Annotated in this window: 24 protein-coding genes; 13 read left to right on the forward strand and 11 right to left on the reverse strand. The window is 54.6% G+C overall.

Annotated elements, in window-relative coordinates; genetic code table 11:
- Positions 1-114: 114 nt before the first annotated feature.
- On the forward strand, positions 115-1,674 hold the full coding sequence (gene yoaE / locus CWM66_RS11015) for a CNNM family cation transport protein YoaE (protein ID WP_107146644.1): 1,560 nt from the start codon (positions 115-117) through the stop codon (positions 1,672-1,674).
- A 3-nt stretch (positions 1,675-1,677) separates the two neighbouring features.
- On the opposite strand, the gene CWM66_RS11020 is transcribed toward yoaE, so the two are convergent.
- From CWM66_RS11020 to pabB, 4 genes are all read right to left on the reverse strand, one after another.
- On the reverse strand, positions 1,678-3,276 hold the full coding sequence (locus tag CWM66_RS11020) for an EAL domain-containing protein (RefSeq protein ID WP_107146645.1): 1,599 nt from the start codon (positions 3,274-3,276) through the stop codon (positions 1,678-1,680).
- 156 nt (positions 3,277-3,432) lie between these two features.
- A complete protein-coding gene (sdaA, locus tag CWM66_RS11025) occupies positions 3,433-4,797 on the reverse strand; it encodes an L-serine ammonia-lyase (RefSeq protein WP_007371641.1) in 1,365 nt (454 codons plus the stop codon).
- Between the two features lie 173 nt (positions 4,798-4,970).
- The gene (locus CWM66_RS11030) at positions 4,971-5,549 is read right to left on the reverse strand and encodes a CoA pyrophosphatase (protein ID WP_007371642.1); all 579 of its coding nucleotides are present in this window, start codon (positions 5,547-5,549) and stop codon (positions 4,971-4,973) included.
- 3 nt (positions 5,550-5,552) lie between these two features.
- Positions 5,553-6,905, reverse strand: coding sequence for an aminodeoxychorismate synthase component 1 (pabB, locus tag CWM66_RS11035; RefSeq protein ID WP_107146646.1), 1,353 nt, complete (start codon positions 6,903-6,905; stop codon positions 5,553-5,555).
- 81 nt (positions 6,906-6,986) lie between these two features.
- Here pabB and CWM66_RS11040 point away from each other — a divergent pair, with 81 nt between their 5' ends.
- Positions 6,987-7,169 carry a YoaH family protein gene (locus CWM66_RS11040; protein WP_035887444.1) on the forward strand — a complete coding sequence of 61 codons (183 nt, stop codon included), beginning with the start codon at positions 6,987-6,989 and terminating at the stop codon, positions 7,167-7,169.
- Here CWM66_RS11040 and CWM66_RS11045 read toward each other — a convergent pair whose 3' ends face one another.
- Positions 7,170-7,514: a RidA family protein gene (locus CWM66_RS11045; protein ID WP_007371645.1), complete on the reverse strand. Its 345-nt coding sequence runs from the start codon at positions 7,512-7,514 to the stop codon at positions 7,170-7,172. It lies immediately after the preceding gene.
- 111 nt (positions 7,515-7,625) lie between these two features.
- Between CWM66_RS11045 and CWM66_RS11050 the strand changes: the two genes are divergently transcribed.
- The 5 genes from CWM66_RS11050 (at position 7,626) to rnd (ending at position 14,007) form a co-directional block, all read left to right on the forward strand.
- Positions 7,626-9,536, forward strand: a complete 1,911-nt coding sequence (locus tag CWM66_RS11050) for an ATP-dependent DNA helicase (RefSeq protein ID WP_035887442.1) — start codon at positions 7,626-7,628, stop codon at positions 9,534-9,536.
- A gap of 58 nt (positions 9,537-9,594) precedes the next feature.
- Positions 9,595-10,290, forward strand: coding sequence for a tRNA (adenosine(37)-N6)-threonylcarbamoyltransferase complex dimerization subunit type 1 TsaB (tsaB, locus tag CWM66_RS11055; protein WP_007371647.1), 696 nt, complete (start codon positions 9,595-9,597; stop codon positions 10,288-10,290).
- Between the two features lie 36 nt (positions 10,291-10,326).
- A complete protein-coding gene (locus CWM66_RS11060) occupies positions 10,327-10,917 on the forward strand; it encodes a Slp family lipoprotein (protein WP_007371648.1) in 591 nt (196 codons plus the stop codon).
- 205 nt (positions 10,918-11,122) lie between these two features.
- Complete coding sequence (gene fadD / locus CWM66_RS11070) at positions 11,123-12,808, forward strand: long-chain-fatty-acid--CoA ligase FadD (RefSeq protein WP_146159929.1); 1,686 nt, start codon at positions 11,123-11,125, stop codon at positions 12,806-12,808.
- A gap of 83 nt (positions 12,809-12,891) precedes the next feature.
- Positions 12,892-14,007 carry a ribonuclease D gene (gene rnd, locus CWM66_RS11075; protein WP_146159930.1) on the forward strand — a complete coding sequence of 372 codons (1,116 nt, stop codon included), beginning with the start codon at positions 12,892-12,894 and terminating at the stop codon, positions 14,005-14,007.
- 87 nt (positions 14,008-14,094) lie between these two features.
- On the opposite strand, the gene minE is transcribed toward rnd, so the two are convergent.
- From minE to minC, 3 genes are read right to left on the reverse strand one after another with little or no spacing between them, the layout of a single operon-like run.
- Positions 14,095-14,361: a cell division topological specificity factor MinE gene (minE, locus tag CWM66_RS11080; RefSeq protein ID WP_007371651.1), complete on the reverse strand. Its 267-nt coding sequence runs from the start codon at positions 14,359-14,361 to the stop codon at positions 14,095-14,097.
- Positions 14,362-14,364: 3 nt separating this feature from the next.
- The gene (gene minD / locus CWM66_RS11085) at positions 14,365-15,177 is read right to left on the reverse strand and encodes a septum site-determining protein MinD (RefSeq protein ID WP_007371652.1); all 813 of its coding nucleotides are present in this window, start codon (positions 15,175-15,177) and stop codon (positions 14,365-14,367) included.
- A gap of 22 nt (positions 15,178-15,199) precedes the next feature.
- Positions 15,200-15,892 carry a septum site-determining protein MinC gene (minC, locus tag CWM66_RS11090; RefSeq protein ID WP_007371653.1) on the reverse strand — a complete coding sequence of 231 codons (693 nt, stop codon included), beginning with the start codon at positions 15,890-15,892 and terminating at the stop codon, positions 15,200-15,202.
- Between the two features lie 123 nt (positions 15,893-16,015).
- On the opposite strand from minC, the gene CWM66_RS11095 reads away from it, so the two are divergent.
- The 3 genes from CWM66_RS11095 (at position 16,016) to CWM66_RS11105 (ending at position 17,634) form a co-directional block, all read left to right on the forward strand.
- On the forward strand, positions 16,016-16,291 hold the full coding sequence (locus CWM66_RS11095) for a YcgL domain-containing protein (RefSeq protein ID WP_035887435.1): 276 nt from the start codon (positions 16,016-16,018) through the stop codon (positions 16,289-16,291).
- Positions 16,292-16,434: 143 nt separating this feature from the next.
- On the forward strand, positions 16,435-17,094 hold the full coding sequence (locus CWM66_RS11100; RefSeq protein ID WP_007371655.1) for a fumarylacetoacetate hydrolase family protein: 660 nt from the start codon (positions 16,435-16,437) through the stop codon (positions 17,092-17,094).
- A 93-nt stretch (positions 17,095-17,187) separates the two neighbouring features.
- On the forward strand, positions 17,188-17,634 hold the full coding sequence (locus CWM66_RS11105; RefSeq protein ID WP_007371656.1) for a YcgN family cysteine cluster protein: 447 nt from the start codon (positions 17,188-17,190) through the stop codon (positions 17,632-17,634).
- Between the two features lie 369 nt (positions 17,635-18,003).
- Here CWM66_RS11105 and dsbB read toward each other — a convergent pair whose 3' ends face one another.
- Positions 18,004-18,534, reverse strand: a complete 531-nt coding sequence (gene dsbB, locus CWM66_RS11110; protein ID WP_107146648.1) for a disulfide bond formation protein DsbB — start codon at positions 18,532-18,534, stop codon at positions 18,004-18,006.
- 329 nt (positions 18,535-18,863) lie between these two features.
- On the opposite strand from dsbB, the gene fadR reads away from it, so the two are divergent.
- Positions 18,864-19,583, forward strand: a complete 720-nt coding sequence (fadR, locus tag CWM66_RS11115) for a fatty acid metabolism transcriptional regulator FadR (RefSeq protein WP_007371658.1) — start codon at positions 18,864-18,866, stop codon at positions 19,581-19,583.
- A gap of 35 nt (positions 19,584-19,618) precedes the next feature.
- On the opposite strand, the gene CWM66_RS11120 is transcribed toward fadR, so the two are convergent.
- On the reverse strand, positions 19,619-21,151 hold the full coding sequence (locus CWM66_RS11120; protein ID WP_035887431.1) for a SpoVR family protein: 1,533 nt from the start codon (positions 21,149-21,151) through the stop codon (positions 19,619-19,621).
- Positions 21,152-21,469: 318 nt separating this feature from the next.
- Between CWM66_RS11120 and CWM66_RS11125 the strand changes: the two genes are divergently transcribed.
- Both CWM66_RS11125 and dadX read left to right on the forward strand, forming a co-directional pair.
- Complete coding sequence (locus CWM66_RS11125; RefSeq protein ID WP_007371660.1) at positions 21,470-22,768, forward strand: D-amino acid dehydrogenase; 1,299 nt, start codon at positions 21,470-21,472, stop codon at positions 22,766-22,768.
- A gap of 18 nt (positions 22,769-22,786) precedes the next feature.
- On the forward strand, positions 22,787-23,857 hold the full coding sequence (dadX, locus tag CWM66_RS11130) for a catabolic alanine racemase DadX (RefSeq protein ID WP_007371661.1): 1,071 nt from the start codon (positions 22,787-22,789) through the stop codon (positions 23,855-23,857).
- 15 nt (positions 23,858-23,872) lie between these two features.
- Here the strand turns inward: dadX and CWM66_RS11135 are convergent, their stop codons facing one another.
- Positions 23,873-25,606 (reverse strand): potassium/proton antiporter, encoded by a 1,734-nt coding sequence (locus CWM66_RS11135; RefSeq protein WP_007371662.1) that lies wholly within the window; start codon positions 25,604-25,606, stop codon positions 23,873-23,875.
- Positions 25,607-25,669 lie beyond the last annotated feature (63 nt).

A 25,669-nucleotide genomic window follows, 5' to 3' on the forward strand; every position in this document is an offset into this window, starting at 1 on the left:
GCCTTTCAGTGCCGCGCATTCCGGCGTTTTCCGCCACTTTCCTAATATGTTCAATGCCATCATGCCTGTGCATACTCGCACATCATTGAGTCGCGTTTGTTGCAGGAGCCTGTCATGGAATTCTTAATGGATCCCTCGATATGGGCGGGATTGTTAACGCTGGTTGTTCTGGAAATCGTACTGGGTATTGATAACCTGGTGTTTATTGCCATCCTTGCCGACAAACTACCGCCCAAACAGCGTGATAAAGCACGCCTGCTCGGTTTGTCGCTCGCGCTGGTAATGCGCCTTGGCCTGTTGTCGCTGATCTCATGGATGGTGACCCTGACCCAACCGCTTTTCTCGGTGGGCAGTTTCAACTTCTCCGGCCGCGATTTGATCATGCTTTTTGGTGGTGTGTTCCTGCTGTTCAAAGCTACAACGGAGCTGCATGAACGGCTGGAAAACCGCGAACATGATGGCGGGCACGGAAAAGGCTATGCCAGTTTCTGGGTGGTGGTCCTGCAAATTGTTATTCTTGATGCCGTTTTCTCGCTGGATGCTGTTATCACCGCTGTTGGTATGGTGAACCATTTGCCGGTTATGATGGCGGCGGTTATTATCGCGATGGCGGTGATGCTGCTGGCATCGAAACCGCTAACGCGTTTTGTTAACCAACATCCGACGGTCGTCGTGCTCTGTCTGAGCTTCTTGCTGATGATCGGCCTGAGTCTGGTGGCCGAAGGCTTTGGTTTCCATATTCCGAAAGGCTATTTGTACGCCGCGATTGGTTTCTCCATCATCATTGAGTTTTTCAACCAGGTTGCCCGACGTAACTTTATTCGCCATCAGTCGAATTTACCGCTGCGTGCGCGTACAGCCGATGCCATTTTGCGTCTGATGGGCGGTCGTCGCCAGGCAAGCCCGCAAATCGAAACCGATAGCCAGGCCACGGTGCCGGTGCCGGAAGGCGCATTTGCTGAAGAAGAACGTTATATGATAAACGGCGTGTTGACGCTGGCGTCCCGTTCGCTGCGCAGTATCATGACGCCGCGTGGTGATATCAGTTGGGTGGATGCCAACCTGAGTGTTGATCAGATCCGTCAACAACTGCTCTCGTCACCGCACAGCCTGTTCCCGGTATGTCGTGGCGAGCTGGATGAAGTCATCGGTATTGTTCGCGCGAAAGAGATGCTGGTGGCGTTGGAAGAGGGGGCTGATGTCGCCGCTATCGCTGCGGCCAGCCCGGCAATTGTGGTGCCGGAAACGTTGGATCCTATCAAACTGCTGGCGGTGTTGCGCCGGGCGCGCGGCAGCTTTGTGATTGTAACGAACGAGTTTGGTATGGTGCAGGGGCTGGTCACGCCGCTGGACGTGCTGGAAGCGATTGCCGGTGAGTTCCCTGATGCGGATGAAACGCCGGAAATCGTGGCTGATGGCGACGGTTGGTTGGTGAAAGGCACCACCGATTTGCATGCGTTACAGCATACGCTCGGCATTGATAACCTGGTCAATGACGACGAGGATGTTGCGACAGTGGCCGGTCTGGTTATCTCCGCCAAAGGGCAAATCCCACCGGCGGGCGAAGTGATGGAAATCGCGCCGTTACACATTACCGTCGTCGAAGCCAACGACTATCGTGTGGATCTGGTACGCATTGTTAAAGAGCAGCCAGAACACGACGAAGAGGAGTGATCCTCAGCCCGGCGTGAAAGGCAAAGCATGACCGTTTTGCCGCGTTGATGGGGTCTCCCTGTGCCCCGCCAGCCAAGCCGGGAATGCCTTGATGGGCATTGGCTCGGCGTAGAGAAAACCCTGCAAGGTATTTACCCCCCGCTGCCGCAGATGCTGCGCCTGTAGCGGGGTTTCAACCCCTTCGGCCACCAGTTCAATATTCAGTCTCTGCCCTAACGCGATGATCATATCGGTGACCGTCGAATTAATGGCATCGGTACCGATGGTTTTGGTGAAGGATTTATCAATTTTCAGCACGTCGGGATGCAACTGTTCCAGCCAGGCCAACGAGCTGTTGCCAGTGCCAAAATCATCTATCGCAATTTTTACCCCCCGGCGCCGAAGATCCTGCACCATTCGGGAATCCATTTCGAACAAAACATCGCGTTCCGTTAGTTCGATAATTAATTGCTGCATCGGATGGTGATTAAACCAGAGCTGATTTAAGTCCCGCAGCAATTCGCCGTTGCGTAAATGGCTCGGTGCCGCGTTAATACCAATATGGAAATGGACATCGTCGGGGAAAAAATGCAGTTGCTGTTGAATCTCTATCAGTACGTAGCGTGTCAGCGGCGCGATCAGGTTATGTTCTTCCGCTATCGAAATAAACACTTCCGGCGAGATCCAACCCTGGCGCGGGTTATGCCAGCGCAGCAAGATCTCTACGCCATCACACTCTAATGTGCGCGCTTTCAGCAACGGCTGACAGAACAGCTCAAATTCGCGTCCGGCAATCCCCAGGTTGATCTCGCGGGAAAAACTCATGCGGCTGGCGGTCGCAAACCAGGCGATAAAGCCGGTCAGCAGACTCATCATCAGCGCCAGTGGCAGTTGCGACGGCAGATGCAATAATGCGAGTTTCGCCGCGCCCGGACCGCTCACGCTGACGCTGAAAGGGAAATGCGTTGATACGCGCTGGTACGCTCTTTCATCTCCCAGCGGTGGTAAGGTGGTCATGATGCCTTTGCCATGCACCAGATGTTTGCCGCTTACGCTCAGCACAGCGTGCGTGATCAGCGGCGCCTGCGGTTCCAGAACTAAATCACTCAGCAGATCGATATTGACCGCTTCAATGACGCCATCCTGTCCGTCTTCAGAGGTGGGGTACCACATAATCAATACCGGGCGACCCTTCAGCAATGTCTGGTCTGTCGAGAGCATCAACAGGGGTTCCCGGGTGGGAAGGAACGGTTGCACATGTTTTATTGGCACATCGCGGTAGCCAAAAATACTGGAACAATAAAGAATACCGTCTTGGATTAACGCAACAGCACGCACGGTTTGCAGGCTGGCCGCCTGTTTACGTAATTGCAAATGCACGCTGGCGCAGGGTTGACCAACCAATGGAATCAACGTATGGCTGCCCGCCGCCAGCGGCAGCAATAATTGATCAAACGTATTTACAGCATGTTGGGTAAACGCGGTTATACGTTGGTGATTTAAATTCCGCTCCGAAATAAAACGGAAAGCCAGGGTAAAAATTAGCGCGACAATAGCAACCGACACGGAGACAATAGCGCGCCGCCGTCGATATCGTTTAATGATCCGTTGAGCCGTTTGCATGCCATTGTCGCCTGTGAACTCCCCGACGTGAAATCCTTGCCAGGACACTGAAAGTGTAGTGGGGAATTAACGCAGCGACGACAAATCGGAGAAATATCATTCCGCTGGCGCAATAGCGCAAAAAAAACGCCGTTCAGTTGAACGGCGCGGATTTATTTAATCACACTGTACTTTGATGGCCAGACCGCCGCGTGATGTCTCACGGTATTTGGCGTTCATATCCTTGCCGGTCTCGTACATCGTTTCTATCACCTTATCGAGGGAGACGCGCGGCGCGCTGGTGCGGCGCATCGCCATCCTGGAGGCGTTGATCGCTTTCACCGAGGCAATCGCGTTTCGCTCAATACAGGGAACCTGTACTTGCCCGGCTACCGGATCGCAGGTCAGACCAAGGTTATGCTCCATACCGATTTCCGCCGCCACGCAAACCTGCTCCGGGCTTGCGCCAAGTAGTTCAGCCAGACCCGCCGCTGCCATGGAACAGGCTACGCCAACTTCGCCCTGGCAACCGACTTCCGCCCCGGAAATGGAGGCGTTCATTTTATAGAGCGTGCCGATGGCGCCGGCAGCCAGGAAGTAACGAATGTAGATATCCGGGCTGACGGATTCAATAAAGTGATCGTAATAGGCCAGCACGGCGGGCACGATACCGCAGGCGCCATTTGTTGGCGCAGTCACCACGCGGCCCCCGGCAGCGTTCTCTTCGTTCACCGCCAGCGCGAACATGTTCACCCAGTCGACCACGTTCATCGGATCGTGGGAGAGTTTATCGCTGGCGACCAGCAGACGGCGCAGCGCGGAAGCCCGGCGCGGTACGCGCAGCGGCCCAGGCAGCACGCCTTCGGTGTTCATGCCGCGATCGATACAGGCGCGCATGGTTGCCCAGACGTTACCGAAATAGTCTTCGATCTCTTTTTTCGAGTGCAGCGCCAGTTCGTTCTGCATCACCATGCCGGAGAGGGACAAGCCCGTCTCTTTGCAATACTCCAGCATCTGAGTGGCGGATTTGAAGGGCCAGGGCACATTGACGGCGCTGACCGTCTCCTGACCGAAATGCTCTTCATCGACGATAAAACCGCCGCCAATGGAATAGTAGGTTTTGCTGTACACCACATTATCGCCATTCCACGCTGAGATGCGCATACCGTTTTCATGCAGCGAGAGGTTATCACTGTGAAAACGCATTCCGTCATCCTGCGGGAAATCCACTTCGTGGCGGCCCTGCGCCAGCAGCAGACGACCACGAGTCTCTACGTCGCGGATAAACGTGGGGATAGCGTCGATATCGACGGTGGCAGGCTCATTACCTGCGAGACCCATAATGATGGCGATATCGGTATGGTGACCTTTCCCTGTGAGGGAAAGTGAGCCGTAAACGTCCACCGCAACGCGAGTAACGCTTTCCAGCAATCCTTTTTCGACCAGATCATCGACGAACTGCTTCCCGGCCTTCATTGGGCCAACAGTGTGGGAAGATGAGGGGCCAATCCCCACCTTAAACATGTCGAATATACTAATCACATTAACGCTCCTGACAGGGTTACCGGCGTTCCAGTAACGATGTAATAACTGCGCATAGTGTAAGAGGGATGCCAGCCGTCAGCTTAACTATTCACATGAATTAAACTAATGGCTAACCCTGATATTACTAATAGCGCGCACGCTGTCACAAAAATGTTATGTGTAAAGTATAGTCAAGGCTTGCGGCCAATTTGCAGCGCCAGCGAACGAATAATTCCGGCCGTCATGCCCCAGACAAAATAATGCTGATACCAGGAGAGCCACACGCGATGCGCGTTACCGTGGCGATGGATGTCGAGCGGATGGTAGCGCCCAAGCCGCAGCGCTTCGGCCAGCGGCATTTCGAAAACCGCCGCCACTTCATCTTCGCTGGCATGGTAGTGAAGATCCGGCGGAATAATGCCCACCACCGGCGTGACCTGAAAGCCGGTGACACTATCGACCGGCGGCAGAACGCCGATGACTTCCACCGCCTCGGGAGGGATCGCCACCTCTTCCTGCGCTTCCCGCAGCGCGGCGGCAATCAGCGATGTATCGGTACTGTCGACCGCGCCACCGGGAAAAGCAACCTGACCGGCATGTTTACGCAGCAGTGGAGAGCGCTGCGTCAGTAGCAGACCCGGCTGCAGGCGCCGCACTACAGGTACCAGCACGGCGGCCTGGCGTGTATTCATCACCGCCGGGTTGAGCTGGGGGCGTAACAGTTGAAAACGTGACAAAAAATCATCCAGAGTTAAAGCCGCTTGCTCCACGAATCATTTCTCCAGTTGTCGCAGGATACGATTAACTTTATCAAAAGTTTCCTGATACTCCGCTTCTTCCAGGCTGTCAGCGACAATCCCACCGCCCGCAGAGCAGTATATTTGCCCGTCACAGGCGGTTAACGTACGGATGGTAATGCTGGTGTCCATATTGCCGCAAAAGCTCAGATAACCGATGCTGCCGCACCAGGCATTGCGTCGCTGTGGTTCCAGAGTATCAATAATTTCCATGGCGCGAACTTTGGGTGCGCCGGTAATCGAGCCGCCAGGGAACGCGGCCCGCAGCAGATCGCTGGCGTGGCGACCCTCCGGCAGTTCTGCCGTGACGGTACTGACAAGGTGATGGACGGCGGGGAAGGGTTCGACGACAAACAGTTCCGGCACGCGTACCGAACCCGGCGTCGCCACGCGGCCAATATCATTACGCATCAAATCGACAATCATCAGATTCTCGGCGCGATCTTTCGGCGAGGCGGCGAGTTTCTGCGCCTGCTGCGCATCCGCTTGTGGATCGGCCAGCCTTGGCAGCGTACCTTTGATCGGCCGCGTCTCGATGTGCGAGCCATCAAGACGAATAAAACGTTCCGGAGAAAGGCTTAATATGGCGCCCTGCGGCAGGCGTAAAAACGCACTGAATGGCGCGCGGTTTTCGCGGTTAAGGCGGGTAAATGCCTGCCACTCATCGCCCGCATAGTGTGCCTGAAAACGCTGAGCGAGGTTAACCTGGTAACAGTCGCCGCTGTGCAGCCACTCCTGCACCTGGCGGAATTTTTCACCGTATTCGGCGCGGCTCATATTTGCCTGCCACGGCGACGTCAGCCGGAAATCGTCCTGCTGCGGCGCGCGTTGTGCCTGCAGCCAGGCCAGCCGGGCATCGACATCGGCATGGCTCAGCAGCGTAACCCGCTGCAATCGGTGGTCAACGACCAGCGCCCAGTCATAAATGCCAACGGCCATATCAGGTAAGGTAATATCCGCCTGTGCCCGTTGCGGCAGTTTTTCGAAGCGGCGGCCTAAGTCGTAGCCAAACAGACCGAGTGCGCCGCCCTGAAAGGGCAAATCCGGGTTGTGTGCCGGATGCAGATTGTGCGCATCCAGCTGTTGTTGCAGCAGTTGCAATGGATCGCTTTGGCTTTCACGCCTATCGTTAAGCGAGGTTATTTCGCCGCGGGTCGTGATCGTGGTTAGCGGATCGGCAACCAGGATATCGAAACGGTTATGCGGGTGCTCGGCGAGACCAGAGTGCAGCAACATCGCCCAGGGCTGCTGGCTAAGTGGCGCAAAGTAGTATTCGGCTGCATCGCGGCGCCACGGTAACGTAATAACGGCGGGGGATAACGTCTTCATTGATCCTCATCTGCGTCTTCAGCTGGTGAATTGTGCGGACGCATGAAATAATTAGCGCCCATAATTTAGCAGGAGTTCACGATGTTTGCAGGTTTACCTTCCCTCAGCCACGAGCAGCAGCAAAAAGCCGTGGAGCGTATCCAGGAGTTAATGGCCGGCGGCATGAGCAGCGGCCAGGCGATTACGCAGGTTGCTGAAGAGTTGCGCGCCAGCCACACGGGCGAACGGATCGTGGCGCGCTTTGAAGACGAAGAGGACGAGTAATTACAGCGCGGCGATGATTTTGATTTCCACTTTATAGTGCGGATTCATCAGCTTTGCCTGCACGGTGCAGCGCACAGGCGCATGGCCCGCAACAACCCACGCGTCCCACGCTTTATTCATCGCGGCGAAGTCGTTGCTATCGGGCAGAAAAATAGTGGCATCGAGGATGCGTGATTTGTCACTGCCTTGCTTTGCCAGCACAGCATCGATTTGCGCCAGCGTATTTGCTGTCTGCTCAAACGCATCGGCGTCCAGGTTTTCCGGCACCCCGGTGTAATAAAGGGTCTGGTTGTGGATCACCACATCAGACCAGCGCTCCGCCGCGTCAATACGCACAATTGTCATAATACACCTTCTTATTTTCCATACAGTCGCGGGCAAGAGTGCCACAAAAACCCGGCTGGCGTAAATCCGCCCACCCTGACATAATCACTGTCGATTTAACCAGGGGGTAGTGTGACGGACGATTTTGCAACAGACGGCCAACTGGCCAAAGCGATACCGGGATTCAAACCGCGTGAACCGCAGCGCCAGATGGCGCACGCCGTGATGCAGGCCATCGACAACACTCAGCCGCTGGTGGTGGAAGCCGGTACCGGCACCGGGAAAACTTACGCCTATCTCGCTCCCGCCTTACGCGCCGGTAAAAAAGTGATTATCTCCACCGGTTCAAAAGCATTGCAGGATCAGCTCTACAGCCGCGATCTGCCCACGGTAGCCAACGCGCTGGAATTCACCGGGCGTACTGCACTGCTGAAAGGCCGCTCTAACTACCTCTGTATTGAACGACTGGAACAGCAGGCGCTGGCTGGCGGCGATCTGCCGGTACAAACCCTGAGTGATGTGATTCTTCTGCGCTCCTGGTCAAACCAGACTACCGATGGCGATATCAGCACCTGCGTCAGCGTAGCCGAGGATTCGCAGGCCTGGCCGCTGGTCACCAGCACCAACGACAACTGCCTGGGCAGCGATTGCCCGATGTACAAAGATTGCTTTGTGGTCAAAGCGCGGAAAAAGGCGATGGATGCTGACGTGGTGGTGGTGAACCATCATCTGTTTCTCGCCGATATGGTGGTGAAAGAGAGCGGCTTCGGTGAGCTTATCCCGGAGGCTGACGTGATGATTTTCGACGAGGCGCACCAGCTTCCGGACATCGCCAGCCAGTATTTTGGCCAGTCGCTCTCCAGCCGCCAGTTACTGGATCTGGCGAAAGATTTCACCATTGCTTATCGCACCGAATTAAAAGATACCGCGCAGCTGCAAAAATGCGCCGACCGCCTGGCGCAAAGCACGCAGGATTTCCGTCTGCAACTTGGTGAACCCGGTTATCGCGGTAACCTGCGTGAATTGCTGGCCGATGCCAATATCCAGCGCGCGCTGCTGCTGCTCGATGATGCGCTGGAATTGTGCTACGACGTGGCGAAACTCTCTCTTGGACGCTCGGCGCTACTTGATGCCGCTTTTGAGCGGGCGACCACTTACCGCGCGCGGCTCAAGCGTCTGAAAGAGATTAATCAACCTGGTTACAGCTACTGGTATGAATGCACCTCGCGCAACTTCACCCTTGCGCTGACGCCGCTGACGGTGGCGGATAAGTTCAAAGAGGTGATGGCGCAGAAAAAGGGGAGCTGGATTTTCACTTCGGCGACGCTTTCCGTGAATGACGATCTGCATCACTTTACGGCGCGTCTCGGGATCGACGAGGCGGAATCGCTGCTGCTGCCGAGTCCTTTCGATTATCAGCATCAGGCGCTGCTGTGCGTGCCGCGCAATCTGCCGCAGACCAACCAGCCCGGTTCAGCCCGGCAGCTGGCGGCTATGCTGCGCCCAATGATTGAAGCCAACAATGGCCGCTGTTTTATGCTCTGTACTTCGCATGCCATGATGCGCGAACTGGCAGAGCAGTTCCGCGCCACGATGAGCCTGCCGGTGCTGTTGCAGGGCGAAACCAGTAAAGGCCAACTGCTGCAACAGTTCGTCAGCGCCGGTAACGCGCTGCTGGTGGCAACCAGCAGTTTCTGGGAAGGCGTGGATGTGCGCGGCGATACGCTGTCGCTGGTGATCATCGATAAACTGCCGTTTACTTCGCCGGAAGATCCGCTGTTAAAAGCGCGCATGGAAGATTGCCGTCTGCGCGGCGGCGATCCGTTCGATGAGGTGCAACTCCCGGATGCGGTCATTACGCTGAAACAGGGCGTCGGGCGTTTGATCCGCGACATCGACGACCGCGGCGTGCTGGTGATTTGCGATAACCGCCTGGTGATGCGGCCCTATGGCGCGGTGTTCCTCGCCAGCCTGCCGCCCGCGCCTCGCACACGGGATATTCGCCGCGCCGTTGAATTTCTTGCTGCGCGCCCGGCGCAGTAATTTGCCGGGGACTGTGGTAAGATGCGCGCCATTTTGTTTTTCATGGACCGCTATACCCATGCGAATTCTGGCTATTGATACCGCCACAGAAGCCTGTTCTGTCGCCCTGTGGAACGATGGTACTACCTTCGCTCATTTCGAACTTTGCCCACGTGAACATACCCAACGCATCCTGCCACTGGTCAGGGATGTGCTGGGTGACGCCGATCTTAAATTGACACAACTTGATGCGCTGGCTTTTGGCCGCGGGCCGGGGAGTTTTACTGGCGTGCGCATTGGTATTGGTATTGCGCAGGGCCTTGCGCTGGGCGCCGAACTGCCGATGATTGGCGTTTCAACGCTGGCAACAATGGCGCAGGGCGCATGGCGTAAAACTGGCGCAACTCGCGTACTTGCCGCGATTGATGCACGTATGGGGGAAGTCTACTGGGCGGAATACCAGCGTGACGAGCAGGGCGTCTGGCACGGCGAAGAGACAGAAGCGGTGCTCAAACCGGAAGCAGTGAGCGCTCGTCTTCAGCAACTTGAAGGTCAATGGGCAACGGTCGGTACCGGCTGGCCGGCATGGCCGGAGATGGGTAACGGTAATGCGCTGACGCTGACAGACGGTGAAATTCTGCTCCCGACTGCAGAAGATATGCTGCCGCTTGCGCAACAACTGTTCGCAGCAAAGAAAACCGTTGCCGTCGAGCACGCTGAACCGGTTTATTTACGTAACGAAGTGGCATGGAAGAAACTTCCTGGCCGGGAATGAATCTCAGTAATAACAACTGAGTGAAGGAGTCGCATCATGGCGGGTCAAAAAAGAGTTATGCGCTGGTTGCTGACAGGATTGGCAACGGCGGTGTTGAGTGGTTGTGTTTCTGTGCCTGACGCGATTAAAGGAACCAGTCCCACGCCGCAGGACGATTTAGTCCGGGTGATGAGTGCGCCGTCGCTGTACGTCGGCCAGGAAGCCCGCTTCGGCGGCAAAGTCGTTGATATCCAGAATCAGCAGGGGAAAACCCGTCTGGAGATCGCCTCCGTACCGCTCGACAGCGGCGCCCGTCCGGTACTGGGCGAGCCGTCGGTCGGGCGAATTTATGCGGAAGTTAACGGCTTCCTCGATCCGGTTGATTTCCGTAATCAGCTGGTCACAGTGGTTGGACCGATCACCGGCACTGCGGATGGTAAAATCGGTGACGCCCCTTACAAATTTATGGTGATGCAGGCGACCGGCTATAAACGCTGGCATCTGACCCAACAAGTGATGATGCCGCCTCAGCCGATAGACCCGTGGTTTTGGGGGCCGCCTGGCCGACACGGATGGCGAACAGGTTATCCTGGCTGGGGCTGGTACCCGCCAGAACCCGCCCGTGTAGAGACCATCGTGACAGAGTAATCTCTTGTTTTATTGAATAAATGAGACAGCGGCTAAGCCGCTGTTTCTGTCTGTGGCTGTGTATAACAAAAATAATTAGTGACGGGCTTCGCAACCTTCAATTCGCTTAATTAATAAACTGGTACGCTGAGTTAATATTATGTTAACGGCTTGTTTATTAAATGGGGTTGTGATGACCAAAAATACTCATTTCAGAGGTGATTCATTGAAGAAGGTTTGGCTTAACCGTTACCCCGCCGATGTTCCGGCGGAGATCAACCCCGACCGTTATCAATCCCTGGTAGAACTTTTTGAACACTCCGTCGCGCGTTACGCCGATCAACCCGCCTTCATCAACATGGGCGAGGTGATGACCTTCCGCAAGCTGGAAGAGCGTAGCCGGGCATTTGCCGCTTATTTACAGCAAGGACTGGGGCTGAAAAAGGGCGATCGCGTTGCGTTGATGATGCCAAACCTGCTGCAATATCCGGTCGCGTTGTTCGGCATTTTGCGCGCGGGCATGATTGTGGTGAACGTGAATCCGCTTTACACCCCGCGTGAACTTGAGCATCAACTGAATGACAGCGGCTCTTCCGCGATTGTGATTGTCTCCAACTTTGCGCATACCCTGGAAAAGATCGTTGAGAAGACGCAGGTACGTCACGTCATTCTGACCCGCATGGGCGATCAACTCTCTCCGGCGAAAGGCACGCTGGTGAACTTTGTCGTCAAATACGTGAAACGCCTGGTACCGAAGTATCACCTGCCGGATGCCATCTCTTTTCGTCGCGCGCTGCAAACCGGCTATCGCATGCAGTACGTCAAGCCGGAAGTTGTCGCCGGGGATTTGGCGTTTCTGCAATATACCGGTGGTACAACCGGTGTCGCAAAAGGGGCGATGCTCACTCATCGCAACATGCTGGCGAACCTGGAGCAGGTTAACGCAACTTACGGGCCGCTGTTGCACCGCGGCAAAGAGCTGGTTGTCACAGCGCTACCGCTATATCACATTTTCGCGCTGACCATGAACTGCCTGCTGTTTATTGAACTCGGCGGGCAGAACTTGCTGATCACCAACCCGCGCGACATTTCGGGGCTGGTCAAAGAGCTGAGCAAATATCCGTTCACTGCAATGACCGGTGTGAACACATTATTTAACGCGCTGCTGAACAATGAAGAGTTCCGCTCGCTGGATTTCTCCTCGCTGCATCTTTCCGCTGGCGGCGGTATGCCGGTGCAACAGGCCGTTGCCGATCGCTGGGTGAAACTGACCGGTCAGTATCTGCTTGAAGGCTACGGCCTGACGGAATGCGCGCCGCTGGTGAGCGTCAACCCGCACGATATCGATTATCACAGCGGCAGCATTGGCCTGCCGGTGCCGTCGACTGAAGCCAAACTGGTAGATGACAACAACAACGAAGTGCCGCCGGGCGAGCCTGGTGAGCTGTGCGTAAAAGGGCCGCAGGTGATGCTGGGTTACTGGCAGCGCCCGGATGCCACGGATGAAATTATCCGCGACGGCTGGCTGCATACCGGTGATATTGCGGTGATGGACGAAGAGGGATTCCTGCGCATTGTCGATCGCAAGAAAGATATGATCCTCGTCTCCGGCTTTAACGTCTATCCGAATGAAATCGAAGATGTTGTCATGCAGCATGCCGGGGTACTGGAAGTGGCCGCCGTAGGGGTTCCGTCCGAAAACAGCGGCGAAGCGGTGAAGATCTTCGTGGTGAAAAAAGATGCGTCGCTGAGCGAAGATGCACTAATCGCCTTCTGCCGTCGCCAGCTCACCGGATATAAAGTGCCGAAGCTGGTCGAATTTCGCAATGAACTGCCAAAATCGAACGTTGGCAAGATCCTGCGGCGAGAATTGCGTGACGAAGCGCGCGCCAAAGTGGACAATAAAGCCTGAGCTATGCGTTAGTCGCCTGAACGCCGGTTAAGCCGGCGTTTTTTATGGGCGCAAACTAAAGAGATGATGATTTGAATTACCAGATGATAACGACGAATGACGGGCTGGCTACGCTGTGTGAAGCCGCCAGCGCGTTCCCGGCCATTGCCCTGGATACCGAATTTGTCCGTACCCGTACCTACTATCCGCAACTCGGTCTGATCCAGCTTTTTGATGGCGAACATACGGCACTGATCGATCCGCTGACCATTACCGAGTGGGCGCCGTTTCGCGATCTGCTGATCAACACCCAGGTAATCAAATACCTGCATGCCGGCAGTGAAGATCTGGAAGTGTTCCTCAACGCATTCGGCGTACATCCGCAGCCGATGATTGATACCCAGATCCTCGCCGCATTTTGCGGTCGTCCGCTGTCATGGGGATTTGCCGCGATGGTGGAAGAGTTTACCGGCCTGACGATTGATAAAAGCGAATCCCGCACCGACTGGCTAGCGCGGCCGCTGACGGAGCGCCAGTGTGATTATGCTGCCGCTGACGTCTGGTATCTGCTGCCGATAGCCGACAAGTTGATGGCGGAAACCCGCGCGGCCGGGCGGCTGGAAGCGGCGCTGGATGAGTGTCGCCTGATGATGCAGCGCCGCCAGGAAGTGCTGGCCCCGGAAGAGGCGTGGCGCGAGATTGGCAACGCCTGGCAGTTGCGTACGCGTCAGCTGGCCTGCCTGCGCCTGCTGGCAGACTGGCGTCTGCGTAAAGCCCGTGAGCGTGATCTGGCGGTTAATTTTGTGGTGCGCGAAGAGAACCTGTGGGCGGTGGCGCGCTATATGCCTTCCAGCATGGGCGAACTGGACAGTATCGGCCTTTCCGGCAGTGAGATCCGTTACCACGGGAAAACGCTGCTGGCGCTGGTCGCGCAGGCGCAGGCTCTGCCGGAAGAGGAATTGCCGGAGCCGCTGCTCAATCTGATGGATATGCCAGGTTATCGTAAAGCATTCAAAGCGATCAAAGCGCTGGTGCAGACCATCAGCGAAAGCCACAATATCAGCGTTGAGCTGATGGCTTCCCGTCGGCAGATTAATCAGTTACTGAACTGGCACTGGAAGTTAAAACCGCAGAATACTTTGCCGGAATTAATCAGCGGCTGGCGCGGGGAATTGATGGCCGATCAACTGAAATCATTATTAGTGGAATACCCGAATTAATAGCTGTAAATAATTACAGTGTTTCGCTGAAATAAACAAAAAGGCAGAATTTCTTCTGCCTTTTTTAATGCCTGGAAAACGGGAGTGTTATTTCGTTTCTTCCGTTTCCGGCAGGGTAACGTTAAGTTCCAGAATGGAAATATCGTCCCCTTTTTGTTCCAGCTGCACGGTTACCATTTCCGGATCGATTTGCACGTACTTGCAGATCACTTCCAGAATATCCCGCTTGAGCTGCGGTAAATAATGGGGTTCCGCGTCACTACGACGACGTTCCGCAACAATAATCTGCAGACGCTCTTTCGCAATGCTGGCGGTATTCTTTTTTCTGGAGAGAAAAAAGTCGAGTAATGCCATAACTTATCCTCCGAACAGGCGTTTGAGGAAACCTTTCTTCTCTTCTTCGATGAAGCGGAAAGGGCGTTCTTCTCCCAGCAGACGGTCGACGGCATCGGCATATGCTTTACCGGCGTCAGCGTTGGTATCCAGAATCACAGGCTCACCCTGGTTCGACGCGCGCAGCACGGATTGATCTTCCGGGATCACGCCAACCAGTTTGATACGCAGAATTTCCAGCACATCTTCCATGCTCAGCATGTCGCCACGGTTCACACGACCGGGGTTATAGCGGGTCAGCAGCAGATGCTCTTTAATCGGCTCTTCACCATTTTCCGCGCGGCGCGACTTGGAAGCCAGAATGCCGAGGATACGGTCAGAGTCGCGTACAGACGAGACTTCCGGGTTGGTAGTAATAATTGCTTCATCGGCGAAATAGAGCGCCATCAGCGCACCGGTTTCGATGCCCGCCGGGGAGTCGCAGACGATAAAATCGAAGTCCATTTTCTTCAGATCTTCGAGCACCTTATCTACCCCATCGCGGGTGAGGGCGTCTTTGTCGCGAGTCTGCGACGCCGGGAGAATATAGAGATTCTCAGTGCGCTTATCTTTAATCAGCGCCTGGTTCAGCGTGGCATCGCCCTGAATGACGTTCACGAAATCGTACACGACGCGGCGCTCGCAACCCATGATCAGGTCAAGGTTACGCAGCCCAATATCGAAATCGATAACCACGGTCTTTTTGCCCTTCTGGGCTAAACCAGTAGCGATGGCCGCGCTGGAGGTGGTCTTGCCAACGCCCCCTTTACCCGAAGTAACAACAATAATGCGTGCCATAGGAGTTCCTTGTTAAAAGGGCTTAATTTAAGGGTTGAATTGTCAAAGCGTCGTTAATTAACTGCAAACGCGCTGCTTTGCCATAAAATTCGGCCGGGATTTTATCGCTCAGCCAGTATTCTCCCGCGATGGAGACCAGCTCCGGCGTGAGATGTGTGCAAAATATTTGTGCGTCTTTATCACCGCTGGCACCCGCCAGTGCGCGTCCGCGCATCATGCCGTAGACGTGGATATTGCCGTCGGCAATTAACTCAGCGCCTGCGCTAACGTGGCTGGTGACAATCAGATCACAGTGTGGTGCATAAATGCGCTGACCGGAACGAACGGGCATATCAATCAAGCGTGTTTTTGTGACCGGAGTAACAACCGGTACGGGTTCCGGGGCGCTGACCTGACGCGGCGCTTTCTCTTTGCCTTCTGTCAGTAAGGGAAGCCCGGCACGTTCGATTTCTGCTTTCAGTTCGGTATCTTTACAACCGCTGATGCCGACAACGCGTAGCCCGGTTGCGGCAATAGTCTTTTGTAACTGGGGCCAGTTAACGGGGCCTTCCAGCGCAGAGACATTAACAACCACGGGGGCATGTTGTAGAAAAGCAGGAGCCTGAGCGATTTTGTCTTCTAACGCCTGACGAATAACCTCGGGTTTTGCATCATGCAAGTGAACCACTGATAAGGTAAAACTACTGCCTTTTAGCTCGATGGGCGTGTTTGACATCCTGACCTTACTCATTTTGCTATTATCGCTCGCATACGGAGCAATATTCCGAAGACTATCAGGCATGTTATAGTCACTATTATATTCAGGCAAGTAACCACCCGCTAATTCCGAGTATAAAGTATGTTTTGTGTGATCTACCGAAGTACCCGACGCGATCAGACTTATCTGTATGTCGAAAAAAGAGACGATTTTTCCCGCGTGCCGGAAACTTTAATGCAAAGTTTTGGTCAACCGCAGCTGGCAATGATTTTACCCCTCGACGGGCGTAAAAAACTGGCCGGTGCCGATTTGGAAAAAGTAAAAGAGGCGCTGACCACTCAGGGCTATTATTTGCAATTACCGCCACCGCCGGAAAATTTACTCAAACAGCATCTTGCTGATAACGACAAACAATAATCTCCCCCCACAGCGGCAGAATTTTCTGCCGCTGCTTATTTTCCTTGCGGCAAAAGCCGTAACATATTGAGATTTGACAAACTGTCAGACGGCGCGGATAGTCATTTTTCGCTCATGTTCAATGTGTTACTTAGGGGAAAAACATGTATCAACATCATAACTGGCAGGGCGCACTGCTGGATTACCCGGTGAGTAAAGTGGTTTGCGTTGGCAGCAACTATGCGAAACATATTCAGGAGATGGGGAGCGCCACCCCTGAAGAGCCGGTGCTGTTTATCAAACCAGAAACCGCGCTGTGCGATATTCGCCAGCCGCTGGCTCTGCCGCAGGATTTTGGCTCTGTGCATCACGAAGTAGAGCTGGCCGTGCTGATTGGCGCGACATTGCGCCAGGCAACGGAAGAGCACGTCAAAAAAGCGATTGCCGGCTACGGCGTTGCGCTCGATCTTACGCTGCGCGATCTGCAAGGCAAAATGAAGAAAGCGGGGCAACCGTGGGAAAAAGCCAAAGGCTTTGACAACTCCTGCCCGATCTCCGGTTTCATTCCGGCGGCGGAATTTACCAGCGATCCGCAAAATACGCCGCTCGGGCTGAAAATCAACGGTGAAGTGCGCCAGCAGGGCACCACGGCGGATATGATCCACAAAATCGTACCGCTGATCGCTTATATGAGCCGCTTCTTTACGCTGAAAGCGGGAGATGTGATCCTGACCGGTACGCCGGACGGCGTTGGTCCGCTGCACAGCGGCGACGAGCTGGAAGTCAGTTTCAACGGTTTTTCCCTGTCGACCCGCGTTCTGTAAGGCAATTTGCCGCCTTAATCCGGCGGCAAAACTTGCATCCGCATGCCAGACTGGTTATAAGGTGCACCCTGGATTTCAATGGCGGATTTCATCATGAGCGACACTCCTTTCTGGCAAAGCAAAACTCTCGAACAAATGACGGACGCGGAGTGGGAATCGCTGTGCGACGGCTGCGGTCAGTGCTGCCTGCATAAACTGATGGATGAAGACACCGACGAGATCTACTTCACCAACGTTGCTTGCCGTCAGTTGAATATCAAAACCTGCCAGTGTCGCAACTACGAGCGGCGCTTCGAATACGAACCGGACTGCATTAAGCTGACGCGCGAAAATCTGCCCACCTTCGAATGGCTGCCGCCGAGTTGCGCTTACCGCCTGCTGGCTGAAGGGAAATCGCTGCCGCTGTGGCACCCACTGCGTACAGGTTCGAAAGCGGCAATGCATGCGGAGCGTATCTCGGTACGGCATATTGCAGTGAAAGAGTCGGAAGTCCAGGACTGGCAGGACCATATCCTCAATAAACCTGAATGGGCGGATTGATCTGCCGAAGCCTCTGTCACGAAAATAAAGCGTTAATTTATTAAGCAGCAATTAATTGCTCTTCACCTTCACGTTTTATATATCGTCGAAATATCACCTGAGATTTTCAGTGAAATTAATGGTGTACGCAGTCAATTAAATCTGAAGCGAAGCGTCAGACGATCTTTAGCTGTTGAGGCTGGTAATGCAGTGAGTCATTGCCGCGCCTGAAAGCAGAATGGATACATTGACTGCCCGCCTCCACGGCTCTTTTTTATACTAAATCGCAAACAGTTCGCCGTTGTTTTTTCAACGACTGACGCTGATAACTGCCACGGTTTTGCGCCCGGTAGGTGAGGCATAAAAAAACGCTCCCGAAGGAGCGTTTTTTTAGCGACCGAACAGATCGCGTTTTTTCGGTTTGAACGGCTGGGCGATCAGCACCAGCAGAGCGACAATCAGATAAGCAACAAAAATACCCAGCAGCCATTGCGGCATGTCCAGCGTCAGAAACTCCCACTGACGTTCTGCACAATCACCTGTAGCAACAAACACTTGCGGTAGCCATTTATTGAGAGGTAGCCACTCAGGAAAACGCGCGGCGAAATCGCAGGTCATAAACGGCGAAGGGTGCAACTGAATCATCGTATGCTCCCAGGCGAGCTGGATACCGCGAAAAGCGCTGTAAATCCAGATAACCAGAGCGACATAGCGGAGCGGCGTTTTAGGTGCAATGGCTCCCACAATACCTGCGCCCATCACGCCAAATAGCGCACAACGTTCATAAATACAAAGCACGCAGGGTTTCAGCAGCATCACATGCTGGAACCACAGCGCGACCATTTCAAGTGCAAACGCAGTGAGTGCCATAAGAATCCAGGCACTGCGCCCACGCGAGCACTCATTTAAATATCGCAACATAATCTTTTCCCTGGAGATGCGTAGACAACGCAGTGTAAACGAAATCATTGTAGAGGCCACTAGCAGGCATCAAAATAATACGTAATCGAATGTTTATCATGCGGAATGTCAAATTGGGAATAAACTTGCTGCTATTTTGCGCGAAACAAAATATTGATAGATTCTGGTTTGTTTCAAATGAAAGGCCTGCTTAAAACAGGGTTAAGCCTTGTAAAATCACGAAAATGGAGATGCGATCCCTTTTTTTCTTCTTGCCGTACGCTACCTGCCCCGGACGGGGTCTGGTATGATGAGTGTCCTTTGCTTAGCTGTGTAATGGAAATTTGTCTATGGTCATTAAGGCGCAGAGCCCGGCGGGTTTCGCGGAAGAATACATTATCGAAAGTATCTGGAATAGTCGCTTTCCGCCAGGATCGATTCTTCCGGCTGAACGCGAACTCTCTGAACTGATCGGCGTCACTCGTACCACGTTGCGCGAAGTGTTGCAGCGTCTGGCACGTGATGGCTGGTTGACGATTCAGCACGGCAAACCCACGAAAGTGAATAATTTCTGGGAAACATCGGGGCTGAATATTCTCGAAACACTGGCGCGTCTGGATCACGAAAGCGTTCCTCAGTTGATCGATAATCTGCTGTCGGTGCGTACCAATATCTCAACGATTTTTATTCGTACGGCATTCCGCCTGCATCCGGATCAAGCGTTGCAGGTATTGGCCAAAGCGCGCGAGGTGGAAGATCACGCCGATGCGTTCGCCGATCTCGATTACAACGTTTTCCGTGGGCTGGCGTTTGCCTCCGGCAACCCGATCTATGGGCTGATCCTCAACGGCATGAAAGGGCTGTACACACGCATCGGGCGTCATTACTTCTCCAGCCCGGAAGCCCGCAGCCTGGCGCTGGGTTTTTATCACCAGCTTGCCGAAGTGTGTGAACAGGCGCAGTACGAAAAAGTCTATGAGCTGGTGCGTCGTTACGGCCATGAAAGCGGTGAAATCTGGCACCGTATGCAAAAAACGATGCCTGGCGATTTAGCGTTGCAGGTCCGTTAAGCAAAAAAACCCTCTGCGTACAGAGGGTTTTTTCGTTACAGGCTGCTCTGGCGGGGCGGGCATCTTTCCAGCAGTTCCACGCTGCCATCTTCATTTTGCTGCTCCAGCAGCACATCAAACCCCCACAGGCGATGCACGTGTTTCAGAACTTCGCGACGGCCTTTATCCAGCGGCGCGCGGTTATGCGGAATATAACGCAGCGTTAATGAGCGATCGCCGCGCAGATCGACATTCCAGACCTGAATGTTGGGTTCCAGGTTGCTGAGGTTGTACTGCGACGACAGGCGCGAGCGAATTTCCCGGTATCCCTCTTCATTATGGATTGCCGCGATCTCCAGGTAGTTATTGCGATCGTCATCCAGCACGGTAAAGAAGCGGAAATCACGCATGATTTTCGGCGACATAAACTGGCTAATGAAGCTTTCATCTTTAAAATCGCGCATGGCGAAATGCAGCGTGTCCAGCCAGTCGGAACCGGCAATATCCGGGAACCAGTAGCGATCTTCGTCCGTCGGCGACTGGCAAATACGCTTAATATCCTGGAACATGGCAAAGCCAAGTGCATACGGGTTAATCCCGCTGTACCACGGGCTGTTATAGGGGGGCTGGAACACAACGTTAGTGTGGCTGTGCAGGAATTCCAGCATAAAGCGGTCGGTCACTTTCCCTTCGTCATAGAGATGATTAAGGATGGTGTAATGCCAGAAAGTCGCCCAGCCTTCATTCATTACCTGCGTCTGTTTTTGCGGGTAGAAATACTGGCTGACTTTACGCACGATGCGCAGGATCTCACGCTGCCATGACTCCAGCAACGGCGCGTTCTTCTCCATAAAATAGAGCAGGTTTTCCTGCGGTTCAGACGGATAACGGCGCGCTTCGGCGATGGTTGGCTCCTCTTCGCGTTTCGGCAGCGTACGCCACAGCATATTCACCTGGCTTTGCAGATACTCCTCGCGGCTTTTCTGCCGGGCTTTCTCCTCCTGCAACGAGATTTTTTGCGGACGTTTATAGCGATCCACTCCGTAGTTCATCAACGCATGGCACGAATCGAGCAGCTTTTCGACTTCATCGACGCCGTACCGCTCTTCGCAGTCGGTAATGTATTTCCGCGCGAAAATAAGGTAATCGACAATCGAACTGGCGTCGGTCCAGCTACGGAACAGGTAGTTATTCTTAAAGAAAGAGTTGTGCCCGTAGCAGGCATGCGCCATCACCAGCGCTTGCATGGTGATGGTATTTTCTTCCATCAGATAAGCGATACACGGGTTGGAGTTAATGACAATCTCGTAAGCCAGCCCCTGTTGCCCGTGTTTATAGAGCCGTTCGGTTTCAATGAATTTCTTACCAAACGACCAGTGAGGGTAGTTGATTGGCATACCGACGCTGGAGTAGGCATCCATCATCTGTTCTGAAGTAATGACTTCAATTTGATGCGGATAAGTATCCAGGCGATAAAGTTTTGCCACCCGGTCGATTTCGGCCAGATAGACATCCAGTAGATCAAAAGTCCAGTCGGGTCCATCACTCAGACGAATAGAGTCCTTATTCATTGAGTCAATCGTAGCCATTAGCGCGCCCTCATTGTTAGAACACTCTCTGTATGGAGCGTCTCATTTCAAGCATAGAACACGCAATCAATTCTGTACGTCATGGCACTTTTTTTGTTCGCGATTTTTGATCCTGTCACCGGCCTTAATCGCTGCTTTTGCAAAATTTTATACTGCGGCGAAATGTCGCGCAGCAGGAGATGCTAAATAATCGCAGGCCTTGTGATACGGCGAGGCTGTGAGGAATGTCACCATAAAAAAGCCATATGTTGAATAATATTTTCATCTGGGTTATCAATTTGTAATTAGACGATTGTGCTTTACTCACAGGAGAGGGATATGCGAGTTGTTGTATTGGGAAGCGGCGTTGTGGGCGTCGCCAGTGCCTGGTATTTGCGTCAGGCGGGTCATGATGTCACGGTCATTGACCGCCAGCCTGGTCCGGCACAGGAAACCAGCGCCGGTAATGCCGGGCAGATTTCCCCCGGTTATGCCGCGCCCTGGGCCGCGCCGGGTGTGCCGCTGAAGGCCATCAAATGGATGTTCCAGCGCCATGCACCGCTTGCTATCAGCCTTGACGGCACCTCATCGCAGCTGAAATGGATGTGGCAGATGCTGCGTAACTGCGACGCCCGGCACTATGCAGAGAACAAAGGGCGTATGGTGCGGCTGGCAGAGTACAGCCGCGACTGCCTGAAGTTGCTACGTGAGACAACCGGTATTCAGTATGAAGGGCGGCAGGGCGGTACCTTGCAGCTCTTCCGCACCGCTGCACAGTATGAAAACGCCACCCGCGACATTGCCGTGTTGCAGGATGCAGGCGTTCCTTACCAGTTGCTGGAATCCGCACGTCTGGCTGAGGTAGAGCCTGCGCTGGCGGAAGTGGCGCACAAATTAACCGGCGGCCTGCGTTTGCCAAATGATGAAACCGGCGACTGCCAGCTTTTTACTCAGCAACTTGCCAGCATGGCAGAGCAGGCCGGGGTGGTCTTTCGTTTCAATACTCCGGTGGATCGTCTGCTGTATGAAGGCGAAAACATCTATGGCGTGAAGTGCGGCGAAGAAGTGGTAAAAGCCGATGCGTATGTGATGGCCTTCGGCTCCTGGTCAACCGGGCTGCTGAAAGGCATCGTTGATATTCCGGTATACCCGCTGAAAGGCTACTCACTGACGATCCCTGTCGCGCAGGAAGACGGCGCGCCGGTTTCCACTATCCTCGATGAAACCTACAAAATCGCCATTACGCGCTTTGATAAGCGTATTCGTGTCGGCGGCATGGCGGAAATTGTCGGTTTCAACACCGAGCTGCTGCAACCGCGTCGCGAAACGCTGGAAATGGTGGTACGCGATCTCTTCCCGCGCGGTGGTCGCGTTGAAGATGCGACATTCTGGACCGGCCTGCGTCCGATGACGCCGGACGGTACGCCGGTTGTTGGCCGTACGCCGTATAAAAATCTGTGGCTCAACACTGGTCACGGTACGCTGGGCTGGACGATGGCCTGTGGTTCCGGCCAGTTGCTCAGTGATTTAATGTCCGGCAAAACGCCTGCTATTGCGGCTGACGATCTCTCCGTTGCCCGCTATTTACCCGGCTTTACCCCGGCACGCGCACAGCATCTGCATGGCGTTCATAACTGATAAATATAAGGAAAAATGATGTCTCGTCCGATTATGGCCTCGCTGGACTTGCAGGCGTTGGGCAATAACTTACAGGTCGTGCGTCGGGCTGCGCCAACAGCTAAGGTCTGGTCAGTGGTCAAGGCGAATGCATATGGTCACGGTATCGATCGTGTCTGGCGTTCGCTTGCCAGCACGGATGGTTTTGCGATGCTGAATCTCGAAGAGGCCATTTTGCTGCGTGAACGCGGCTGGAAAGGGCCGATTCTGATGCTGGAAGGTTTTTTTCACGCCGATGAATTACCGCTATTCGATAAATACCGGCTGACCACCAGCCTGCACAGCAACTGGCAGATTAAGGCGCTACAAAATGCGCAACTGCAAGCGCCGCTGGATATCTATCTGAAGATTAACAGCGGCATGAATCGCCTTGGCTTTATGCCGGATCGCGTGCATACCGTGTGGCAGCAACTGCGGGCGATTAACAACGTAAGCAGCATTACCCTGATGTCGCACTTTGCCGAAGCTGAACGCCCGGACGGCATCGCCGGGCCGATGGCGCGTATTGCGCAGGCGGCGGAAGGGCTGGATGCGCCGCGATCGTTGTCCAACTCTGCGGCGACGCTATGGCATCCTGAAGCGCATTTCGACTGGGTGCGTCCGGGTATTGTGCTGTATGGCGCATCGCCTTCCGGTCAATGGCAGGATGTCGCCAACAGCGGTATTCGGCCGGTGATGACGCTCAGCAGCGAAATTATCGCGGTGCAAACGTTAAAAGCGGGCGAAACGGTCGGTTATGGTTGCCGCTATCGCGCGAGCGAGGAGCAGCGTATCGGTGTGGTCGCCTGCGGCTATGCCGATGGTTATCCGCGCATTGCGCCTTCCGGCACGCCGGTACTGGTCGATGGAATTCGCACCGGCACGGTCGGCGCGATTTCGATGGATATGCTTACGGTCGATTTAACGCCTTGCCCGCAGGCCGGTATCGGTACGCCGGTTGAACTGTGGGGCAAGGAGATAAAAATCGATGAAGTCGCTGCGGCGGCAGGCACGGTTGGGTACGAACTGATGTGCGCACTGGCGCCGCGCGTGCCTGTTGTGACGGTGTAACTTACTGCGGGGCGGTTATTCCGCCTCGTCTTCTGCTACTCTGACGCCCACTTTTAACACCGCGTTGTCGGCTTTTTCGGCCACAGTCCAGATCATTCCGGCAAACTCAACCTGGTCGCCTACCACCGGTGCTGCGCCCAACAGTTGCTGTACGATATCGCCCAGCGTTTGCTGATTATCGCGGTGCTCAAGCCCTTCCTCCAGGCCGTAAATAAGTGCCACGTCGGCGAATTTGGCATCGGCTTCAAGGATAAAATCGCCAAAGAAACGCTGATCCAGCGCGACCGGCGGCGACTGGCTAAACAGCTTGCCGAGCGCAGGGAGATCCCGCTCGCGCCCAATGACACACAGTACATCGCCTTCCCGCAACCGCGTGCTGCCGGTCGGATGCAACAGACTGTTACCGCGAAACAGCGCCGCAATACGCGTCTCTTCCGGCATGTGCAAATCACGCAACGCCGCGCCCACGCACCATTTATCGGCGCTGAGCTGGTAGACGAACTGCTCGAAGGGATTATCCGGATGAATATCCAGCCCCACGCGAGAAACAGGCCAGCCGACCGGCGGCACCACCACCTTGGCTTTTTTCGCTGCCCAGGTGAGCGAGGTCCCCTGGAACAGCAACGAGATCAGCACCACGAAGAAGGCAACGTTAAAGAACAGCCGCGCATTATCCAGCCCGGCCATCATCGGGAAGGTAGCGAGAATAATCGGCACGGCGCCGCGCAGCCCCACCCAACTGATAAACACGCGCTCACGCAGATTGAAACCGCGGAACGGCAGCAGGCTGGCGAACACCGACAGCGGACGGGCGATAAAAATCATCCATGCGGAGAGGATCAGGGCAGAGACGGCAATCGGCAGCAGATCGGACGGCGTGACCAGCAGGCCCAGCACGAGGAACATAGCGATTTGCGCCAGCCAGGCCAGACCATCGAAGTTTTGCAGAATCCCGTAACGATTGCGGATCGGCCGGTTGCCCAGCACAAAACCACATAAATAAACGGCCAGAATGCCGCTACCGTGCAGGGCCGTCGTCAGGGAAAAAACCAGAATACCACCGCTGAGCGCCAGTAGCGGGTAGAGACCTGGCGGCAGGGCGATACGGTTGATCATCTGTTGCAGCAGGTAGCCGCCCGCACCGCCCAGCAGAATGCCGAGACCAAACTCCTGCACGATATGCACCAGGAACATCACATCGAGATCGGCTTTGTGCTTCTGGATCATCTCAATCAGCGTGATGGTCAGGAAAACAGCCATCGGATCGTTACTGCCCGACTCGATCTCCAGCGTGGAGCCAACGCGTTCGTTCAGCCCTTTGCCCCCCAGCAGCGAGAACACCGCCGCCGCATCGGTGGAGCCGACAATCGCGCCAATCAGCAGGCCTTCCATCAGGTTGAGCTTGAACAACCACGCAGCCATCATACCGGTAAGGCTGGAGGTGACCAGCACACCAACAGTAGCGAGCGAAAGCGCAGGGCCGAGCGCAACACGAAAGGAACTGGCGCGGGTTCGCATGCCGCCATCCAGCAAAATGATCGCCAGCGCGAGGTTACTGACCATATAAGCCAGCGGGTAGTTATCGAACGGGATCCCGCCGATACCGTCAATGCCGGCTAACATACCGATGACCAGAAAAATGACCAGGATAGGAATACCAAGGCGGGAAGAGAAAGAACTCAATAAGATGCTACAGGTTACAAGAACAGAACCCAGAATAAACAGACTAATTATCGCCTCAGCGTCCAATGTGGTGCTTCTCCTTAATCCTCGCCAGTGGGAATCCCCCGGGCCGGAAACCCGTGGTTGGTA

The sequence above is a fragment of the Kosakonia sp. H7A genome (assembly GCF_003028445.1).
Classification (GTDB): domain Bacteria; phylum Pseudomonadota; class Gammaproteobacteria; order Enterobacterales; family Enterobacteriaceae; genus Kosakonia; species Kosakonia radicincitans.

Excerpts from the sequence above, each read along its gene's own strand:
- yoaE (WP_107146644.1), top strand. The coding sequence starts at position 115 with ATGGAATTCTTAATGGATCCCTCGATATGGGCGGGATTGTTAACGCTG.
- CWM66_RS11020 (WP_107146645.1), bottom strand. The coding sequence starts at position 3,276 with ATGCAAACGGCTCAACGGATCATTAAACGATATCGACGGCGGCGCGCT.
- pabB (WP_107146646.1), bottom strand. The coding sequence starts at position 6,905 with ATGAAGACGTTATCCCCCGCCGTTATTACGTTACCGTGGCGCCGCGAT.
- CWM66_RS11040 (WP_035887444.1), top strand. The coding sequence starts at position 6,987 with ATGTTTGCAGGTTTACCTTCCCTCAGCCACGAGCAGCAGCAAAAAGCC.
- CWM66_RS11045 (WP_007371645.1), bottom strand. The coding sequence starts at position 7,514 with ATGACAATTGTGCGTATTGACGCGGCGGAGCGCTGGTCTGATGTGGTG.
- tsaB (WP_007371647.1), top strand. The coding sequence starts at position 9,595 with ATGCGAATTCTGGCTATTGATACCGCCACAGAAGCCTGTTCTGTCGCC.
- CWM66_RS11060 (WP_007371648.1), top strand. The coding sequence starts at position 10,327 with ATGGCGGGTCAAAAAAGAGTTATGCGCTGGTTGCTGACAGGATTGGCA.
- rnd (WP_146159930.1), top strand. The coding sequence starts at position 12,892 with ATGATAACGACGAATGACGGGCTGGCTACGCTGTGTGAAGCCGCCAGC.
- minE (WP_007371651.1), bottom strand. The coding sequence starts at position 14,361 with ATGGCATTACTCGACTTTTTTCTCTCCAGAAAAAAGAATACCGCCAGC.
- minD (WP_007371652.1), bottom strand. The coding sequence starts at position 15,177 with ATGGCACGCATTATTGTTGTTACTTCGGGTAAAGGGGGCGTTGGCAAG.
- minC (WP_007371653.1), bottom strand. The coding sequence starts at position 15,892 with ATGTCAAACACGCCCATCGAGCTAAAAGGCAGTAGTTTTACCTTATCA.
- CWM66_RS11095 (WP_035887435.1), top strand. The coding sequence starts at position 16,016 with ATGTTTTGTGTGATCTACCGAAGTACCCGACGCGATCAGACTTATCTG.
- CWM66_RS11100 (WP_007371655.1), top strand. The coding sequence starts at position 16,435 with ATGTATCAACATCATAACTGGCAGGGCGCACTGCTGGATTACCCGGTG.
- CWM66_RS11105 (WP_007371656.1), top strand. The coding sequence starts at position 17,188 with ATGAGCGACACTCCTTTCTGGCAAAGCAAAACTCTCGAACAAATGACG.
- dsbB (WP_107146648.1), bottom strand. The coding sequence starts at position 18,534 with ATGTTGCGATATTTAAATGAGTGCTCGCGTGGGCGCAGTGCCTGGATT.
- fadR (WP_007371658.1), top strand. The coding sequence starts at position 18,864 with ATGGTCATTAAGGCGCAGAGCCCGGCGGGTTTCGCGGAAGAATACATT.
- CWM66_RS11120 (WP_035887431.1), bottom strand. The coding sequence starts at position 21,151 with ATGGCTACGATTGACTCAATGAATAAGGACTCTATTCGTCTGAGTGAT.
- CWM66_RS11125 (WP_007371660.1), top strand. The coding sequence starts at position 21,470 with ATGCGAGTTGTTGTATTGGGAAGCGGCGTTGTGGGCGTCGCCAGTGCC.
- dadX (WP_007371661.1), top strand. The coding sequence starts at position 22,787 with ATGTCTCGTCCGATTATGGCCTCGCTGGACTTGCAGGCGTTGGGCAAT.